The sequence below is a fragment of the Ochrobactrum chromiisoli genome (genome assembly GCF_026241335.1).
GTDB lineage: Bacteria > Pseudomonadota > Alphaproteobacteria > Rhizobiales > Rhizobiaceae > Brucella > Brucella chromiisoli.
Genome location: NZ_JAPHAV010000011.1, coordinates 12,578 through 31,140, shown reverse-complemented (window position 1 = coordinate 31,140; position 18,563 = coordinate 12,578). Strand labels below are relative to the sequence as shown.

The window sequence follows — 18,563 nt, the reverse complement described above, 5'->3', positions numbered from 1 at the left end:
ATTATCTCCTAGAACAAGTCAGTGTTTTGCACGGATCTGAAACCCGTATGAGAGACATTGTCATGAATGTCGGAATCGACAAAAGCCACTGAACCATCTTCGAGATGGTGAAGCGTGGTATTGGGAGGCTGAACCCCACCCGGAAACGCATCAGGGTATTGACGGAACAGTGCGTTGGTATCGGTTGATACGTTTCCAGTCACGTTATCGAGATGATAAGGGCCGCCTCCCTTCACAAATGGCTTGAAATTTGGGTAGCCATCGACGAAGTCAACAGAACGTTGGACACCATCTTCATCCGTAAAAGTCCACTTGCCGTTTCCGGTTTCGCGCGCATTCGGCGGATCCCACGTCCCACCATTCTTCGGCATATTGGATCGACGGAGTTTCTTGCACTCCTCGGTGTTACAGCCGAGGCGCTTACGCTGCTGGGCGTTGCGCACCGCTTCCGCCGCCTTTTCCCGCGCACGGTGCACTGCCGTGGGATCCACCGCCTGCAGGGCATCCATCATCTCCTCAGTTTTTGCACGCCGCAACGTATTCAGCCCATCGAGAACCTGCATCGCCTCGTCGCCGTAACGGCGCGCGATTTTAATCGGTTTCGCTGCCGCATCGCCCAGATACGGAATCATCGATGCGCCGCCAAGTAGGGCATCGACAAATTCGCCCTTCCAAAGCGACACCGCAACGCTTGCACCATCTGATATTGGCGTGGGATCAAAAATACCGGCAATATCGAGAACCAACTGCGGATCAATTTCCTTCGCCTGCTTCTGTAGCGAACTCCACATTTCGTCGCGCAGAGCGGAATTATATTCAGTGGACACGCTTTTTCTCCTCTTCGCGATCCTCAATCCACTCATCGACATCATTATAGGAGACGGCGTTTTCCCAAGCCGCATCGTACTCTGGTCCGATGATTTTCTCGAACCGTACGTCAGCTGACGCATCCATGGTAAGCACGCTTGCAAGCCTCGGCTCCCTATGCCAACCTGGCGAGATCCGCATCATCAACTCAACGAAGAGGTGGATATAAGCGACGTCGAATATCCGGTAGGACATGGCAAGATCGATGCCGTGGTTGATATTCTGCGCCAAGAGTGCTGGCGGCATAACTTTCATCGCGGAACTAAAATCTTGCTCAAGATGTTCCACTGTCGAAGCAATGAGCTTTGCCCGGTTGAACAGGATCGGAGCATCCATCTGCGCCTGGGTCAAGGTCAATCCCGGCTTGGTGGCAGCGCCGGAAAGATCAAAATCCATCAAGGCCGAGACGGAGGTCGCCGCATCGCCGATGGACGCCTGATCTTCATGCACGATTGCACTATCGTCGGGACTTTCCATCGCCACACGAACCGGTATGTCCTGCGTTTGCGGCTTGTCCATACGCCCGAACCCGAGCTTGGAACCGGCGGCAATTTCCATGAGAAGTGCTTGCAGCGGACCAAATACGAATTCTCTCTGCTCCCCGGTCATAAAAGGAAGCGTAGACCCCAAAACATCTGGATCGAAGAAACGGAAAAATAATGCTTCACCGTTAACGCGCCTCACTTTGACCAGTTTCTTGAAGTGCCGGTACACCTCCTCGAAGGAAGCATCGCTGACTGCCATAATTCCCCAGCGCGCACCCAGCCCTTCGTTGATAAAGAATTCTTTTAGCCCATCATGGTCGGCGGCTTCAGCAAGCCAAGGGGCATCCTCGCCGAATTCTACGCGCGCATGCCCTACATAGAGGCATTCGGCCCTAGCGGCCAAACCTTGCACGATTGTTTCGATCTTCGTATCGCGGGATGGATCAAAGACAATGAAAAGCCTTGCACCGGACTTCATCTCACGCGCTTCTTCCACTGCTTGATCAATCATCATGAGCGCAGTCTGCTTGAGCTTGTCATGCATGGATTTCAGCCCTTCTTTGACGATGCAGAACAATCTTCCGCAAAGCCCTTGTTGGTCTTCTTTCCAGGTCCACCGCGCGAGAAGTTGATCTGGTTGCCCTGTATATCAACCCGCAGCCCCTTGATTAGGATACCACGCTGATTGATTTCAATCTTTCCACCCGGAGCTGTCAGCACGATCTTATCATTAGCATTGATCAGCCATGTCTTGGAACGCCCGAGAAACTGTTTATGCGTCCATAGGTCAAACAGTTCTCCGACTTCCATACGGATAGTCTTACCGACCTTAGTGCTTTGCTCTTTTCCGACCTTAGTAAAAGGGGTCAGAACAAGAGCAGTCAAAAATCGTACGCTAAGCGCGAACAAACGATGAACTTGCGGTCAGTTCCGGTTCGGATTGAAACGACACAATAAGGCTACTTACACTGTCCGAATTGACCCTCATGGCTTGCTTTGCAGGTGCGCTGACCACGCGGGTTATGATGGATACTAAATATCTATAGAGAATTCATAAATGCCTCGTGCAGCGAGCACCGGCTTTGAATAAGTAATCTGCCGTATGTTCGTAAGTTCCCACGCTAACCATCCCTCTTCAAAATAGTTCGCGCAAGCTGCGGCCATATCCGAATGCAGAAACGGCCTGACAGATGCGATCCTCACGATGGCAACAGCTCTACCGTCTTGATCCTCTTCGCCATCTGCTCGTAGGAAACGATCATTCTCAACGATTAGTAGATCTTCGTCGGGCCGAAGGCTTGGAGACCACCGCCTCACCTCAAGCGTTTTGAGACCGCTTACGATTTTCGATCCGCTTGGCGCGACAATTGATAAAGCCTTCAAACTGCACCCCTTCGTGCAAACAGGAGTTTGCACACTTCTTACTGCCTGTCCGATACTACGGCAACATCCGCACGGGCACGACCCTGATCACTTACGTTGTCATTCCCCCCTAGCCGGAGTTAACTCCAAAATCATGCAGCATGCAACAATCGACCGGTGCGCCGCAACGGCCTGAAGCCGTCTGTCATTTGCTGTTCTGCATCCCAGGAATAGATCCCGGTGAGGTTTATGTGTTCCCAACTGAGTGGCGAGACATGTTTCAATAACTCGTCTGGAATATTCCGGCCTTGTTGCCGCAAATGTGCAGTGGCGCGACTGAGATAGACGGTATTCCAGTAAACAATAGCACTGACGACCAGATTGAGGCCGGAAGCCCGGAATGCCTGGCTGTCGTAGGAGCGATCACGGATTTCACCGCGCTCGTGGAAGAAGACGGCGCGTTTCAGCTTGTGGGCGGCTTCGCCCTTGTTGAGACCAGCCTGACAACGTCGGCGCAGCGCCGAGCTGGAATACCACTCGATCATGAACAGTGTGCGCTCGATACGGCCAAGTTCACGCAAAGCTTTTGCGAGTTCGCTGGATTTCGAGGAAGCAGAGAACCTTTTCAGGATTGTTGATGGCGCAACTGTGCCTGTTGTGATCGATGCTGCCAGACGTAGAAGGTCATCCCAATGTTCGAGAATGAGCGCGGTGTTGATCTGTGCGCCGAATTGGCTGTCCAGCGCCGGATAGGCGTCGGCTTTCTCGAATGTGTGGAATTTCCGGTCCTTGATGTTTCGAAGTCGCGGCGCAAAACGCTTGCCGATCAGGGCGAAGAGCGCAAAGACATGATCGCTCGCGCCACCGGTATCGGTAAAATGCTCCTCGATCTCCAGACTCGTGTCGTGATCGAACAGACCGTCGAGGACATAGACGGCCTCGCTTTCAGTCGGGCTGATTGGCAATATGCCAAAGTATCCGTACTGATCGGAGAGATGGCTGTAGAATTTCGAACCGGGTTCACTGCCATAATGCAGATTGATGTCACCGCGCTTGGCGGCCCGGTCGCTGGCACGGAAGAATTGCCCATCGGATGATGCGGTCGATCCATCTCCCCACAGCAGCGAATGTGGATGGCGCGTATGAGCGTCTGTTACACAAGCTTGCGCCGCCCTGTAGGTTTCGGATCGGGCGTGAAAGGTGCGCATCCATCCGATCTGGTGGGCGCTGATCCCCTTTGACGCTCCTGCCATACGCTTTGGTCCGAGATTTGTACCGTCCGCCAGAACGCCGGCGAGCATAGCGGAGATGTTTTGCGGCGCATCTCCTGTTCGGACATGCGTGAACTGATCGGCAAATCTGGTCCAGTCATGCACTTCCCTGAGAAGGTCCGGCACTTCGATCAACGGATACATTTCGCTGATTTCGACGTTCAGTCCATCCGCTGCTGCGGGAATATCGCTCGCACGCGGCGTCACAATCAGGGTTCCGGCTTCCAGCCTGACGTGATCGAGCTTTCTATTGCGAGCGCGATAAGCCAGGCGCTTGAGATTAAAGTCCATCATCTGCCGGACTTCCGCGAGCCATGCAGCCCCATCGCCATGAACTCCAAGACCGAGTTTGCCTTCATCTTTCATGGCGACGAAAGCAGGCTTAGGTAAGAGATGTTCGTCAATCGGTCGGAATGATCGGCTGCCATCAACCCAGACATCCCCCGAGCGTAGCCGATCGCGCAAATGGGCCAGGGTTGCAATCTCATAAAGTCGCCGATCCGGCTTTCCGCCATCAAAGATGAGCTTTTTCTCCGACGATCCGAGATGACCGACCGGCACACGATCAGGCAGAATGCGCTTCCCTTCCGCATAAAGCCCTTTCAGGGTTGAGATCGCTGCCAGCAGCGGATCATACCTTCGATGTGAGTGAAACATGAATGTCTGGATGAAACCGCCCGCAAACTTTCGAACATTGGCGTACTGTTCTGCCGCCATCACCAAAGGCGATGTGTCCGCGTTCTCGACCATAGCTTCAAGGTTAGGCTTGATCTGGAGCAGCTTATGCCAGCCGACTTGCCTATTCACTACGCTCATAACATCTTCATCGGCATCGTTGGCGTTCTGCAAGGCGACAATTGTGTCGAGGAATAATTTGAGCGCTCTGGATGTTTCCATCCGAGCATTCATATGCCGCTGCTTTTTCCTGTTATTGGCTTTTGAGAACAGCCGACCGATCAGCTTGATGAACATTGTTACAGCATCGTCGGTGAGCTTCTGGCCGAGCTTGATAAGCTGAGCCACAATTGTAGCGCGACGACGACTGGAACTGAAGTCACTGGCAAGCCAGGCCGGAGTGGCATCGCCCTCGCGGATCATCTGATCCCACCGACCGGCGGGAATGCGAAGTTGCAGCTGGGGATCGATCTCAAGATGGCGTAGGAACGCTATGCGCTCCGTCATTCCAATCAGATTTCCTGCTCCCGGGGCGTCAGGAGCGGACCGCAACCAATTGAACCGCGTCTGACGGATCGCCGGGTCAACGTCCAATAGGCTATCCAGGGTTTCCAGTTTTTTATCACTGAGATCAGCAATGAGCACACCCTCTGCGCGACGGCGAGCGATGGAACGTGCTGCCAGCCCCATACGCTCGATCATATTCACTACCGGTAGGAGAACGCATCGTTCGCGGAATGTGGCGATAATCGCTTTTGCTATCGGCAAGCCTTTATCTGTTTGGGAGGCTGCTTCAATGCCCGCACGCAAAGCGGCGCGACGGTCTTCAGCGGTTGCACTCCGCAGCTCGAGATAACGCTGCAAGTGTCCGATATGTTCGCGTCGGGTTTCCTCACGCGTTGCATATAAATTAAATAACCGTGGATCGACGTTGATCTGCTCGGCAATATAGTTGAGCAGCATCGGTGGGGGAACTTCGTTCGGCAGAAGCGCTCTTCCAGGGTAACGCATCAGACAAAGTTGCACCGCAAAGCCAAGCTGATTTTGCTTGCGCCGACGAAGCTCTATTTCCAGGCGATCCGCCGGTGAAAGCGAATAATGTCTGATCAAACTATCTTCATCGGTAGGAATGTCGAAAAGCTCATGTCGATCCTGGATTTTTAGAAGCGTCCGCTTGGCCATTCTTTACTCTCGCAACTCTGCACTACTTGCTCACCCCTGTACGGAATCGTCCGATTGCGTACAGGGGCAAAACACCCTGTCCACAAATTATCTTGACACAGTTTCGAACAGCAGAGATATTTCGGACATCCTATTCGGACGAAATCGAGCTCATGCCACGCACCTTTGCCTATGTCCGCGTCTCGACGACCGGACAGACAACTGAAAACCAGATTCAGGAAATAAAAGCCGCCGGCTTTCATGTGGAGCCCCGCCGGATCGTCACCGAGACGGTTTCCGGCAGTACGGCCATTGCGCAGCGCCGTGGCTTCTCAAAGCTGTTGGATAAGATGGAGGCCGGTGACATTTTGATCGTTACCAAGCTCGACCGCCTCGGTCGTGATGCTATCGATGTCAGCAGCACTGTCAAAGCGCTCGCAGAAATGGGCGTCAGGGTTTACTGCCTCGCATTGGGCGGCGCTGATCTAACCAGTTCAGCCGGTACGATGACCATGAATGTGCTGAATGCTGTGGCGCAATTCGAGCGCGATCTGCTGATTGAGCGCACGCAGTCTGGCCTCAAGCGAGCCAAGTCAGAGGGGAAATCTCTGGGGCGCCCATCGACACTTAGCGATAAACAAAAATTGGACGTGCACGCCGAGCTGGTAGCAGGAATAAGTATTTCAGCTATTGCTCGAAAATTTGCCACCAGTCGGCAAACGATCATGCGCATTCGGGATCAGGCTGCCAAAAACGTTGGGAAAATGAATGACAGGTGAACCGTTGGAATCGTTCAAAATGCTAACCGAGCGCTTAGAACTGCGTCTGGTAAAGATGTCAGATAGCGCTGCACTTCGAAAATTAATGACACCTGCGATCAGCCGATGGGTAGCAGTTTGGCCATTCCCGCTTACGCAACAAGCAGCAGACAGGATTATTGATAAAGCGCTTGTTGGACATACAGAACAACGCACGCTTCCACTGGTAATCGTGAACCAAGCCGATAATCAGGTTATAGGTTGGATCAAGGTCGATTTTGAAGAATGTGACGGAAAACGAACTGGCGAAATCGGCTACTGGCTTTCTGAGGAAGTTCACGGCATGGGATTGGGGTATGAAGCCGCCCAAGGCCTGATTGCGGTCTGTTTTGAAGAATTGAAAACTCACTCTATGCGAGCAGGCGCCCAAACCGAAAATACCGTTTCTCATAATCTCCTGATGAAACTGGGAATGCACAGGACTGGCGAGCAGCTTGTCTTTGCGCCTGCTCGTGACCGAGATGAATTGTGCACCTTTTTCGAAATGGAAAGGTCAAAAACCTAATTTTTGGGCCATCTCGCCGATCATTGATTTATCTTCCACAAACATTAGAGTTAGCAGCAAATGGATCACTTCTCGCTAAGCGCACAAAAGCTCTCGGAAAACTTGGAAACCGATATCGAGTTTGTTCTAAGCCACAGCGCGCCCGTCCAGTTTGCCGATCTGACTCCCGTAGCAAAGAACTCCAAGGAAGTCCGGCTGGTAGATGAATCCCGACAACATGCAGGATCCTTCAAATATAGGGGAGCCATACTCGGAGTTAGCAAACATCCGGAAGGCGTTGTTGCTTGCGGTTCCGGAAACTTCCCAATAGCTGTGGGGCTGGCTGCATCAAAGCTTAGCATTCCTGCGACGGTGGTAATGCCTGACGACGCACCTGCTGCAAAACGAGAAATGGCCCTGAATTCTGGTTCGGAAGTCCTACTCGTACCACGATCTGACTTTGTTGACTGTGCGGAACTGGAAGCAAAAGCGCGGGGATTACCATTGCTTCATCCGTTTAGGGATGCTTCGATGCTTGTCGGTGGCTGTTCCCTTGGTGTGGAACTCGCCCGCGCAATGAAAGTTGAAGGTTCACCCGACGATGCCATTGTCGTTGCTTGCGGCGGCGGTGGTTTAGCGGCAGGAACCTCCCTGGGACTACGGATCAGTGGACTCGAAAATGATATTTATGTAGCTGAGCCTGAGCATTTTCCACGCCTGTATGCAGCTCTTAACGTGTCGCATCCCGTTGAGATCGTTGCTCAAGAGCAGACGATTTGTGATGCTCTGAGAGTTACCGAAATAGGCTCGCTTGCTTTTAGCATTCTTCAGAAAATCGGGGTCCGTACACTTGCAGCATCGGACGCAGGCGTCATCGAAGCGCAAGCGCTTATGGCCCGTGAAACAGGCATAAAGGCGGAGCCAAGCGGCGCGTTGGCGTTAGCTGCAATTTCTGAAGGTGAACTTCCGAGGCAGTATCGCAGGCTTTGGGTGATCATATGTGGCGGCAACGTTTGAAGTCAGCAGAATAGCGCGTTCCTTATTCGTTCGACCTAAACGTACGATTTTGAACTAATCTTGTTGCGACCCCTGGAAGCAGCGCAGAGGATGTGCTGCACATGATTGCGATTACCGTCAATCAAGCGGGCAATCCTCGTTTCTAAATTAGACCAGTTTTGTATCAAGAGAGCTGATCCGCGACAGAAGTAATTCATCATTGCCGCCTGCCATCTGCTGAAGCCATCGCGTAAAATGTACAACACGCGATCTCGAAAGGTTTTCTCCAGAAAAATCAAGCCAGTAACCAATCGGCCCCGTTACCACGACTGGATCAAACTGGATAAGGGTTCCAACCCGTAATTCATCTTCGATCATGTTACGATCCACGACCGCTAAACCTGCACCAGCAACGGCAGCCTGTATCACCATATCAAGCGTGGCGAACTCCATAGCGGTGTCCGGAAGCTCACTGCGATCACGAAGTGTCGCTGAAAACCAGTTTTCCCATGTTGGCAAACGCAGCGATTGATCCAGCACATATAAAAGGCATCCGCGCTTAAATAATTCCGGGTTCGCGTGTATCCGAGGTGCACAAACAGCAATGTGCTGTTCGTTCATGAGAAGAACGCTCGACCATCGCTCTTTTGGTCCTTCACCGAACCGGATAACGCAATCAAAGCGAACATTGTCATCCGCTCTCATATGCAATGACAAATCCAGGTCTGGAAAGCGGTCACGGAAAAGTCCGAGCCTGCGGGCAAGCCAGCGCGCAGCGAAGGTAGGCGGTGCCAATACTTTGAGTGTCTGTCGCGGAACTGTGGAACAAACCTCGCGCACAGCTTCATCGATCAGATTAAAGGATATCATCAAACGTTCATGCAGAACGGCCCCTGCACTCGTAAGCGTGACGCTATTACCGACACGCCGCAACAGCATCACATCAATAGTGAGTTCCAATTGTCGAACCTGACGGCTGACAGCACTTTGGGTCACACCAAGCCTTCGCGCGGCCTGAGTGAAGCTGAGACACTGGCCGACTACGGCGAATGCCCGCAATGAGGTAAGCGACGGCGAAACTGTCATGGTGGCAGACCCGGATCAATAGCATGAGGCATAAAAATAAGCGGAGCCACCGGGATTACGAGCTCCGCCCGTCAATCACCTTAAAACGCTCCTCGCCCGGGCGCCGCTTCAATAAGTTCACGCGTATAATGATGTTGTGGTTGCGTCAAGACCTGGCAGGCGGGGCCTCGTTCGACGATCCGTCCTTTACTCATGACCACGATTTCATCACTAATTTGCGCCGCCACGCGAAGATCGTGCGTGATGAAGACCACCGCAAGCGAAAAGCGTTTCTGAAGACTCGCCAACAATTCCAGAACCTGCGCTTGCACCGATACGTCAAGTGCAGACACGCTCTCGTCGGCAATGAGAACGTCTGGCCGCATCGCCAGAGCTCTCGCAATACCAATGCGCTGACGCTGCCCACCTGAAAAGGCGACCGGACGTCGATTATATGCGCTGCGCGGAAGCCCGACGAGTTCGAGGAGTTCCTTGGCGCGCGCCACCGCTTCGGTGCGACTGCATCCCGACAGAATTGCGGCTCTCGCAATAACCGATCCTACCTTTCGCCGTGGGTTTAAAGAACCAAACGGATCCTGAAAGATCATCTGAATATGCCGACGCATACCACGCAGCGAGGTTTTATCCAGTTCGAGAATGTTTTGCCCGGCAATGGCTATTCTGCCCGATGTCGGGTCGATAAGACGGATGAGATTACGAGCAACTGTCGATTTTCCTGAACCGGATTCACCGACAATCGACAAGACCTGACCCGGTGCGACTGAAAGTGAAATATCGTACAGCACCTGCTTGTTGCCGTAACTGTGGTTCAGTACATCAACCGACAAGACTGGGCTCAGATCTTTTGTCATCTGCGGACGCTCGGCTGGCTTCAGGCTAGGAACCGCCGCAATCAGTGATTTCGTGTAATCATGTTGTGGCGTTTTCAGGATTTGTTCCGCAGCCCCTATTTCGACAAGTTCGCCGTGACGCATAACCGCGATGCGGTCGGCAATATCAGCCACGACACCAAGATCGTGCGTGATGAATATGATTCCGTGGCCATGTCCGTCACGAAGCTCGCGGATGAGTTTTAAAACCTGCGCCTGTGTCGTCACGTCGAGAGCAGTGGTCGGCTCGTCTGCGATAAGCAGCTTGGGATTCATGGCAAGCGCCATCGCGATGACCACACGCTGACATTGACCACCGGAAAGCTGGTGCGGATAACTGCGAAGAATGCGGTCTGGCTCGGGAAGATGCATTTCCTCCACGAGTTTACGCGTTTTTTCAACACGCTCCGCTCGCTTCAGATCAGAATGCAGTTCGAAAACCTCCTCAATTTGCTGCCCAGCCGTAAGCGCTGGATTGAGCGAGGCCATAGGCTCTTGAAAAATCATGCCTATGTCTTTGCCACGAATGCTGCGCCACTGACGCTCTGAGAGCGTCAGCAGATTGCGATCACCCATAAAAACTTCACCACCGCTGACACGTAAGCCCTGTGGCGCAGCTCCCATCAACGCTGAGGTCAGAACGGATTTGCCCGAACCGGATTCACCAACGACGCACAGAATCTCTGCTGGCTTTACATCGAGCGTGATGTTGTGCACCGCAAAGGGCCGGTCGGCCCCTTTTGGTAATGCAACCGAAAAGTTTCGTATTTGCAAAAGTGGTTGGGTCAAGCTTGACGCTCCTTCACATCGTTGACTTCGCGAAGACCGTCTGCAAGCAGGCTGAGCCCAAGTGTCAGAGACGATATTGCGATACAAGGGAAGATGACGAGGTGAGGAAACACGATGGCCATTGCACGGCCGTCATTGACCATACCACCCCAATCCGGCGTTGGCGGTGGCAGTCCGAGGCCTAGAAACCCGAGCGTACCAATAGTGATCGCTGTATATCCAAGACGTAAGCATAAATCGACAGAAAGCGGCCCGGTCGTATTGGGCAGGATTTCCACGAGCAGGATGCGCCATGTGCTTTCACCCTGCGTAATTGCCGCTTTGACGAAATCGCGGCTCGCGACATCGATGGTAATGCCTCGCACGATCCGAAAAATCGCAGGCGCACTGCTAAATGTCACTGCAATCACGATGTTGATCGGCGATGCACCAATCACCACGATAATGACGATGTAGAGTACCAGAACCGGAAAACTGAGCACGACATTGGCTAGGAATGAAAGGATCGCATCAGTTTTACCGCCGGTGTAACCGGCAATCAGGCCCAGAAGCAGTCCGAAGAAATAAGCCGTTAATGTCGCAAGCGTTGAGTAGATGACGACAGTCCGCGCACCCCAAATAAGCCGTGAGAAAATATCTCGACCCAGCATGTCTGTCCCGAGCAGGAAGAATTGTCCATTCGATCCATAGGTCAGCGGCTTTGCCAAAGGCTGTAGCGTCTGAAGAGGGTCATAGGGTGCTATCCACGGTGCGAAAATAGCGACAAGCAGCCAGCCTATTGTCAGCGTACCGCCGATTAGAACGAGAGGCTTTTTTAGATAGGGAACAAGAGCATTCATGCCTTTGCTCCTGATGAAATACGTGGATTGAGCCGATCGTATATCACGTCTGACAAAATCTGACTTAGGACCACGACGAGAACAGAAATCATCGCGCAGGCCTCAATGAGATAGATATCCTGATTAAGTGCAGCATCGTAGAGAAGTGTTCCAAAACCTTTGTAAGCATAGAAAACCTCGACAACGATGACACCGGACAAAAGCCAAGGCAATTGAAGCATGATCACCGTAACGGGCGTGATGAGAGCGTTGCGCAAAGCATGGCGCAGGACGATCACACGCATGCTCGCGCCTTTCAGGCGAGCGGTACGGATATAATGCGTGTTCATGACGTCAACCATGGAAGCGCGTGTGACACGTGCCAGATATCCCATTGAGTAAAGACCAAGAACAGTGACCGGCAAAATCAATTCAGACAAAGATAATCCTGAAATCATGGTGCTCGCGCCGGGGAGAAGTCCGAGCCAGAATACGAAAATGCCCGACAGAAAAACGGCGGAAGCGAAGTCCGGGATGGATGTCGTTATTACAGAGAAAACCGATATGATCCGATCAAGAAGCGATCCCGGTTTCATGCCCGCAAGTATGCCAAAACCCAGGCCGAAAATAATGATGACCAACAGAGCACAGCCGGCAAGGATTGCCGATGCTGCGAGACGTGGCAGGACCATGTCTATGACGGGTGCGCGGAAAAACGTGGATATGCCCCAGTCTCCGGTAATAAAATGGCCGAGCCAGCGCACATAACGCAATAAAAACGGATCATCATAGCCGTTCTGTGCCAACCATGCTGTGCGCTGTTCCGCGGTAGAATATTGTCCCAGAACTTTGACTGCCACATCTGCGACATTGACCTCTAGTGCCAGAAAGATCAGAAACGAGACAGCTAGCATCGTTGCTATCGCGACAGCGACCTTTCTCAACAGGAATATTCCCAGAAACACGGTGTCTCCCCTTTTCTTGCAGATGGGTTTTGGACTTGTTGTTTCCCACCCGGGTAGGAGGCCGGGCGTTGGGCGCCCGGCTTTTCACGGCATTGTATCGCGGACGAGGTGAGCAGTCCGCTCACCCGTTAATCGTCAAAGTGCAACACAACGATCCAATGCTTTTGTTAAGCGATCCAGACGCCGTCCATACGGAAATAGTCGGACGGATGCAGGACGAAGCCATGCACCTTCTCAGACGCAGCGCTCATACGATCGGCCCAGTAGGCCTGCACTATCACGGCGTTATCCTGAAGGATCTTTTCGACACTTTGCATGGACGCCTTGCGTGTTGCGGGATCGACCTGTGCCATAGCCTTGTCGAGTGCTGTATCAAATTCGGCGCTGGTAAAATGGCTCTCGTTCCATGAACCTCCGGAACGATAGGCAAGGTCCAATGTCATCGTTCCAAGCGGACGATGCGCCCAGAAAGTCAGGCCAAAAGGCACCTTGTTCCAGATCGGCCAGTATTGAGAAGCCGGGAGTACATTGAGCTTCAAACGAATGCCAGCTTCCGCGAGATTCTGCTGCAATACCTGAGCAGTGTCCTGCTCCCATTTACCTTGCGTGTTGCCAAGAGTGAGTTCAAGGTCCAGACCGTCGGCATGACCCGCTTCGGCCAGCAGAGCCTTCGCTTTTTCGACGTCGCGCGGCGTTGGCGGCAAATCGAAAAAATCTGCCTGCGTGGGCGAAACGTGAAAGTTTCCACCGACATCGCCTTGTCCACGATAAGCAACATCCAACATTTGCTGGTTATTTGCTGCAAGAAGAACAGCCTTACGAACCCGAATGTCGTCGAACGGTTTCTGGTCTACCTGCATGCGCATGACAATGGTGTTAGCGCCCTTAACCGATAGAATCTGAATGTTAGGGAGTGATTTCATCAGATCGTATTCAGCAATGGTGGCACGATAAATAATATCCACCTGTCCGCTGGAAAGCGCTGCGAGATGGGTCGTCACATCGGGACCAAGGTCGATATACTGGATTTCGTCCAGATGCGCTGGGGTGCCCCAGTAATCCGGGCGCTTGTGGAAGATTGACTGACGACCGACTTCATGGCTTACGAGAGAGAATGGTCCCGTTCCGACCGGATCAGCTGGCCAGTTGCCCTTAAAATCGCGGTGGACGATGGGGCAGGTGTAGGAATACAGTTGCTCAGGCAGAGATGCCATAGGTCGCGACAGCGTAATACGCACATTATGATCGCCGGTTTTTTCGACTTTCGAAATCGCACCAAAGGCTGTCTTGTTGGAACTTTGCGAATCCGGTGCGATCCAGCGCTCAATATTGAATATCACATCTTCTGGCAGGAAAGCGTCGCCGTTCGACCACTTAGCGCGTTCGTCAAGCTCGAAATCCCATACAGTCAGATCTGCGGACGGTGTCCAGCTTTTTGCCAGATATGGGTGCGTGATATTGTGTTCATCTACATAGGTCAGGAATTCGAGACTGTTTCGAAACAGGTTCGAGGCTTCGATCCAGTTCGTCATCATTGGATCGGTGATTTCCTGTATTTGGCAGGAGAACCGCAGCTTGCCACCATCCTTAGGTGTTTCCTGCGCAAAGGCTTTGTCGCCAAGCACGCTTATACTGCCCACGGCAACGCCGAGCCATGCCATCGCGCGCAGGAATCCGCGGCGATCGATTTCGTGAGCGGCAAAGCGCTTTTCCAATGCTTTTACTTCAGGATGAAGCGGTGCACCGCTCAGTGTCTTGTATTTTGTCATTAGTCCTCTCCCCATTATATCTTCTAAGCTGGATTGTTATAAATCCAGCCGTCCTCCGTCAGACCTCAGGCAACCGCTGACATTTGATCTGCAAAACGACCACTTGCCGGACGCGGATCACGCGGAACGCGCTTGCCAGACGTATAGTCATTTATCAGGTCGCACGGCGTGTAGTTACGCTCGATCTCAAAAATTTCGTCTGCGTCAAGCTCCGTCGACAAGGCGGCTAAAGCGCTGTCAAATTGGGCTTTTGTGTCGGCACCGACCAGCATGGAGGAAATTTCCGGTTTGCGAAGCACCCAGGCCTGCGCAATCTGAGCCGGGGAGAAGCCACGCGCCTCGGCCACGCGGGCAACTGATGTTGCAATATCGCGCGAAGCCCCATCGCTATACATTTCAGCCGTGAAGAAATCCGTTTTGTTGCGGATCGAATTCATGTCGTTCGTCAAAATTCCGCGCGCCAATGGGCTGAACACAGAAACGCCAACACCCTGATCCACACAGAAGGGGATCATTTCACGTTCTTCTTCACGATAGGCGCAGTTGAGCTGCAGCTGCATGTTGATCGGACGTGACCAGCCGTTCTTTTCACAAACCTTCAGAATTTTCGCGAATTGCCACGTAAACATCGTCGAAACACCGATATAACGCGCTTTGCCAGTCCGCACGAGATCGTTCATCGCTTCCATTGTTTCTTCGATAGGAGTTTCGGTATCGAAGTAATGCAGCATGTAGATATCGACATAGTCACTTTTCATGCGACTAAGCGAGCCATTTATGGCATCGAATACGTGTTTGCGTGAAAGCCCGGCGTTGTTGACACCTGTACCAATCGGGTAGCCAAGTTTGGTGGTGATGATAAGATCATCACGGCGCGCCAGACGGCGGAGAACGTTACATACAACTTCTTCACCCTCGCCCGCCGAATAGAAATCGGCCAGGTCGATAAAGTTAACGCCATTATCCAGCGCGTGGCCGATAATAGGTTCACTTTCGCTCTCCTCAAAAATCCATGGTTTCCAGTTCTTGGAGCCCATGTTCATGGTACCGAGGCAAAGCCGGGAAACTTTGAGGCCAGATTGGCCAAGACGGATATATTGCATTGTTCAAACTCTCAAATTGAGCATTACGAGGATGCACGACCGGGACTTTCCCCGGAACAAATGGAACCGCTTTAATCGCCGAAATAGACCCAGATACCCTTGGTGCGGGTATAGGAGGACAAAGAGTGGATGGCCATTTCCTTACCCCATCCGCTTTCCTTGAACCCACCAAATGGGCTCGAAAGCCCATAGCAGCCATAACGATTAACAAAGACCATGCCAGCGTCGAGCCGCTCCGCCATCCGGTGCGCCCGCGTGACATCTCCGGTATAAACACCGGCTGCCAGCCCATAAGCGCTATCATTAGCGAGCGTTACTGCTTCTTCAGCCGTTGAAAATGGCGTGCATGACAGAACAGGGCCAAAAATTTCTTCCTGTGCGATGCGGGCTTTCGGCGGCACATTAGAGAAGATCGTCGGGCGGATGAAAAAGCCGTTGGCATTCTCACCGCTGCGGTCATCTTGTCCGCCTGCTACAAGCTCTGCCTCGGTCTTGCCAATCTCGATATAGTCCATAATTCGGCGGAACTGCGCAGCATTACACTGTGGGCCCTGATGGGTGCCCGCCGACAGCGGATCACCACAACGCACTGCCTCAGCCTTGGCGATCAGACGTTTCAGAACGTAATCATAAATACCTTTCTGGATCAGAAAACGCGTCGGCTCCGAGCATTTCTCTCCCTTGTGAGAGAACATAACCGTAAAGGCACGGTCGATTGCTGCATCAAGGTTCGGTGTGTCGTCAAAGAAAATGCACGGCGATTTTCCACCAAGTTCCAGTGTCACTGCCTTGAGATTGGAAACACCTGAATTCTGCACGATCTTGCGCCCAACGACCGTCGAACCGGTGAAGGATACCTTGTGCACATTGCTGGACAAGCTTAGCTGGTTGGCAGCTTCGCCATCCGTTAGGACAATGTTGAGAAGCCCCTTCGGCAGATCAAGATGCTGGTCAATCAGTTCGAACAGATACAGTGTTGCGAGCGGAGTGAATTCCGAAGGCTTCATGATGACCGTGTTGCCCATTGCAAGCGCCGGTGCGATTTTAAGGCTGGCTTGATACAGCGGAAAATTCCATGGCGCGATCAAACCGCAAACACCGACCGGATCTTTCGACGTGAAGTTCAGGAAACCGTCTTCGACCGGGGAAACCTCACCGTAATATTTGTCTGTCCAGCCAGCATAATATTCGAAGATATCAGCACAGGTGGGAATGTCATCCACCAGAGCCTCGGCGTAGGTTTTTCCGTTGGCAAGCGATTCAAGCAGTGAGAGTTTTTCGACATTGTCGCGGATCAGTCGCGCAATGGCGTTCAGCACGTCAGCGCGCGCCTTACGGGACGTGTTGCGGCTCCAGACTTCGCTGCGATGGCAGCGATTGGCTGCGACAGCGGCCGTTTCAACTTGCGCTTTATCGGCAAGTGCGATTTTACACAATGTTTCGCCCGTTGCCGGGTTGATAACGTTCCAGTCCGCACCGGAACCACGTACCCACTGTCCGTCGATATACTGCTTCTTTTCCGATGCGAGCCAGCGCTGAGCCCAGACGAGTTCGGTTTCCTGTAACATGCGTCATGCCTTGATTTGATAGAAGTTAAATCTGAATTTGCATGGAGGTCGTCTAACCGGATTCCGCTTCGGCGACCTTTTGGCGAACTAAAGCGACGTCACCCGCTGCGGCCTTGGCAACGGCGGAGGCGTAGCTGTAGCCCTTGAGCTGTTTGAGACGAACCAGCGACGGCAAAAGACTGGTGGCGTTATCGATATTGCGCTCCACATTCGGGCGCATTCCCTGAATGCAATTACGCCGCAGCGTGGAAACTCCGCAATTGAGCACTGCGATCATGTCCAGAAGGCCAACGATCACAACAGCTTCCCACGGACTATAATCCATTTCGCCATGATCAGCTGTCATCGCTATCGCTGCGGCATGTCCACAAGCCTTCATGCCGCACTGAACCATAAATTCTGGAATTGTCGGATTGACCTTACCCGGAATAGCCGACGAGCCGGGCTGAACCGCGGGCAGTTGAACTTCACCCAGACCGCCGTGTGGCCCGGACGACATCAACCTTAAATCCTTCGCAAAACGGATCAGAGCGCGTGCCGTCTGCTCGAGTGACCCCGCCAGAGCCAGCAACGGATCATGGGCCTGTGACGCGGCGAAAAGATTGTCGGTCCGGGACAAACCGGCTGGGAGACCCGCCTGCGCCAACTGCTGATTGAGAACGTCGATAATTCGGGCGAAGAATGCCGGTTCACAATCCGTAGAGCGGCCAATGATGTTCCCGCCGATGCTGATCTGGTGCAGAGCATATCCGTCGCGTTCAACACGGGCGAGATTAAAACGCAGTGATGATGAGACGCCGCCGAAATAATCCTCAAAGCCGATGTCCACCGCATCTTGCAGACAGGTGCGTGCGAGCTTGCGCAGCGGTGCCCATTCTGTGCCCAACCTGTCCAGATCGCATGAAAGCCCTTCAAGCTCATCACAAAAACCGCCAAGTGCGGTTAGCGCAGCGATATGGCATCCGCTGGAAAAGCAATCAGCCGTGGAATGATTAAGGTTGACGTGGTCGTTGGGATGAATTGGCGTGTAGGTGCCATAGGCAGCACCAAAGCTATTGGCATTGGCCAGATTGGCCAGAACCTCGTTCAAATTCATATTGAAAGAAATGCCGCCGCCGCCATGAAATGCATGGACAGGGAAGGCTTCTGCGCGCGGGCTTTCAAGAAGATCATCAACGGCTCTGATGATTGCCTCACCAAGGTCGCGATCAATAGCGCCAGTTTCGATATTTGTGCGCGCGGCAGCCTTTTTTATATGCAACATCGCAATCAAAAGAGGGCTGTAATCGGAAAAACGGGCTGCGCCTGCGAGCGGATAGAGTTCGACCGCTCGTTGCGTCTGAATGCCGAACAAAGCCGCTTCTGGCACGTCATGCGCACCAATAGCGTCAATTTCCTGCCGGGTCGCATAACGATCCTGGTTCATTGCTTTTCTCCTCACCGAGGAAATAATTCGACATTTGCTGCGCCTAGACAA

General features: G+C 52.8%; 16 protein-coding genes. 3 read left to right on the top strand and 13 right to left on the bottom strand.

Translation table 11 applies throughout. The features are described from left to right. Positions 1-8 precede the first annotated feature (8 nt). From OPR82_RS17060 to OPR82_RS17040, 5 genes are all read right to left on the bottom strand, one after another. Entirely contained in the window at positions 9-827 is an 819-nt protein-coding gene (locus tag OPR82_RS17060) for a hypothetical protein (RefSeq protein WP_265986164.1), read from the bottom strand. Next, the gene (locus tag OPR82_RS17055) at positions 817-1,896 is read right to left on the bottom strand and encodes a DUF4123 domain-containing protein (RefSeq protein WP_265986163.1); all 1,080 of its coding nucleotides are present in this window, start codon (positions 1,894-1,896) and stop codon (positions 817-819) included. Before OPR82_RS17055 ends, OPR82_RS17060 begins: the two co-directional genes overlap by 11 nt. Before the next feature lie 5 nt (positions 1,897-1,901). Beyond that, positions 1,902-2,237, bottom strand: coding sequence for a hypothetical protein (locus OPR82_RS17050; protein WP_265986162.1), 336 nt, complete (start codon positions 2,235-2,237; stop codon positions 1,902-1,904). A 147-nt stretch (positions 2,238-2,384) separates the two neighbouring features. Further along, positions 2,385-2,768 (bottom strand): ASCH domain-containing protein, encoded by a 384-nt coding sequence (locus tag OPR82_RS17045; RefSeq protein WP_265986161.1) that lies wholly within the window; start codon positions 2,766-2,768, stop codon positions 2,385-2,387. Positions 2,769-2,866: 98 nt separating this feature from the next. Next, positions 2,867-5,842 carry a Tn3 family transposase gene (locus OPR82_RS17040; RefSeq protein ID WP_265986160.1) on the bottom strand — a complete coding sequence of 992 codons (2,976 nt, stop codon included), beginning with the start codon at positions 5,840-5,842 and terminating at the stop codon, positions 2,867-2,869. Between the two features lie 152 nt (positions 5,843-5,994). Here OPR82_RS17040 and OPR82_RS17035 point away from each other — a divergent pair, with 152 nt between their 5' ends. The 3 genes from OPR82_RS17035 (at position 5,995) to OPR82_RS17025 (ending at position 8,140) form a co-directional block, all read left to right on the top strand. Further along, positions 5,995-6,600, top strand: coding sequence for a recombinase family protein (locus OPR82_RS17035; RefSeq protein ID WP_247997881.1), 606 nt, complete (start codon positions 5,995-5,997; stop codon positions 6,598-6,600). Next, complete coding sequence (locus OPR82_RS17030) at positions 6,590-7,144, top strand: GNAT family N-acetyltransferase (RefSeq protein WP_247997880.1); 555 nt, start codon at positions 6,590-6,592, stop codon at positions 7,142-7,144. Before OPR82_RS17035 ends, OPR82_RS17030 begins: the two co-directional genes overlap by 11 nt. Positions 7,145-7,246: 102 nt before the next feature. Beyond that, a complete protein-coding gene (locus tag OPR82_RS17025) occupies positions 7,247-8,140 on the top strand; it encodes a pyridoxal-phosphate dependent enzyme (RefSeq protein WP_265986156.1) in 894 nt (297 codons plus the stop codon). A gap of 147 nt (positions 8,141-8,287) precedes the next feature. On the opposite strand, the gene OPR82_RS17020 is transcribed toward OPR82_RS17025, so the two are convergent. The 8 genes from OPR82_RS17020 to OPR82_RS16985 all read right to left on the bottom strand — a co-directional run bounded on the left by OPR82_RS17020 (position 8,288) and on the right by OPR82_RS16985 (position 18,512). Then, complete coding sequence (locus OPR82_RS17020; RefSeq protein ID WP_247997879.1) at positions 8,288-9,205, bottom strand: LysR family transcriptional regulator; 918 nt, start codon at positions 9,203-9,205, stop codon at positions 8,288-8,290. A gap of 80 nt (positions 9,206-9,285) precedes the next feature. Continuing rightward, positions 9,286-10,863: a dipeptide ABC transporter ATP-binding protein gene (locus OPR82_RS17015; RefSeq protein ID WP_265986159.1), complete on the bottom strand. Its 1,578-nt coding sequence runs from the start codon at positions 10,861-10,863 to the stop codon at positions 9,286-9,288. Next, the gene (locus OPR82_RS17010; protein WP_247997878.1) at positions 10,860-11,702 is read right to left on the bottom strand and encodes an ABC transporter permease; all 843 of its coding nucleotides are present in this window, start codon (positions 11,700-11,702) and stop codon (positions 10,860-10,862) included. Before OPR82_RS17010 ends, OPR82_RS17015 begins: the two co-directional genes overlap by 4 nt. Further along, the gene (locus tag OPR82_RS17005; protein WP_247997877.1) at positions 11,699-12,646 is read right to left on the bottom strand and encodes an ABC transporter permease; all 948 of its coding nucleotides are present in this window, start codon (positions 12,644-12,646) and stop codon (positions 11,699-11,701) included. Before OPR82_RS17005 ends, OPR82_RS17010 begins: the two co-directional genes overlap by 4 nt. 167 nt (positions 12,647-12,813) lie before the next feature. After that, positions 12,814-14,415 (bottom strand): ABC transporter substrate-binding protein, encoded by a 1,602-nt coding sequence (locus OPR82_RS17000; protein WP_247997876.1) that lies wholly within the window; start codon positions 14,413-14,415, stop codon positions 12,814-12,816. A gap of 65 nt (positions 14,416-14,480) precedes the next feature. Next, complete coding sequence (locus tag OPR82_RS16995; RefSeq protein WP_247997875.1) at positions 14,481-15,518, bottom strand: aldo/keto reductase; 1,038 nt, start codon at positions 15,516-15,518, stop codon at positions 14,481-14,483. Between the two features lie 71 nt (positions 15,519-15,589). Next, positions 15,590-17,086, bottom strand: a complete 1,497-nt coding sequence (locus OPR82_RS16990; RefSeq protein ID WP_247997874.1) for an aldehyde dehydrogenase family protein — start codon at positions 17,084-17,086, stop codon at positions 15,590-15,592. Between the two features lie 52 nt (positions 17,087-17,138). Next, positions 17,139-18,512, bottom strand: a complete 1,374-nt coding sequence (locus tag OPR82_RS16985) for a lyase family protein (protein WP_247997873.1) — start codon at positions 18,510-18,512, stop codon at positions 17,139-17,141. Positions 18,513-18,563 lie beyond the last annotated feature (51 nt).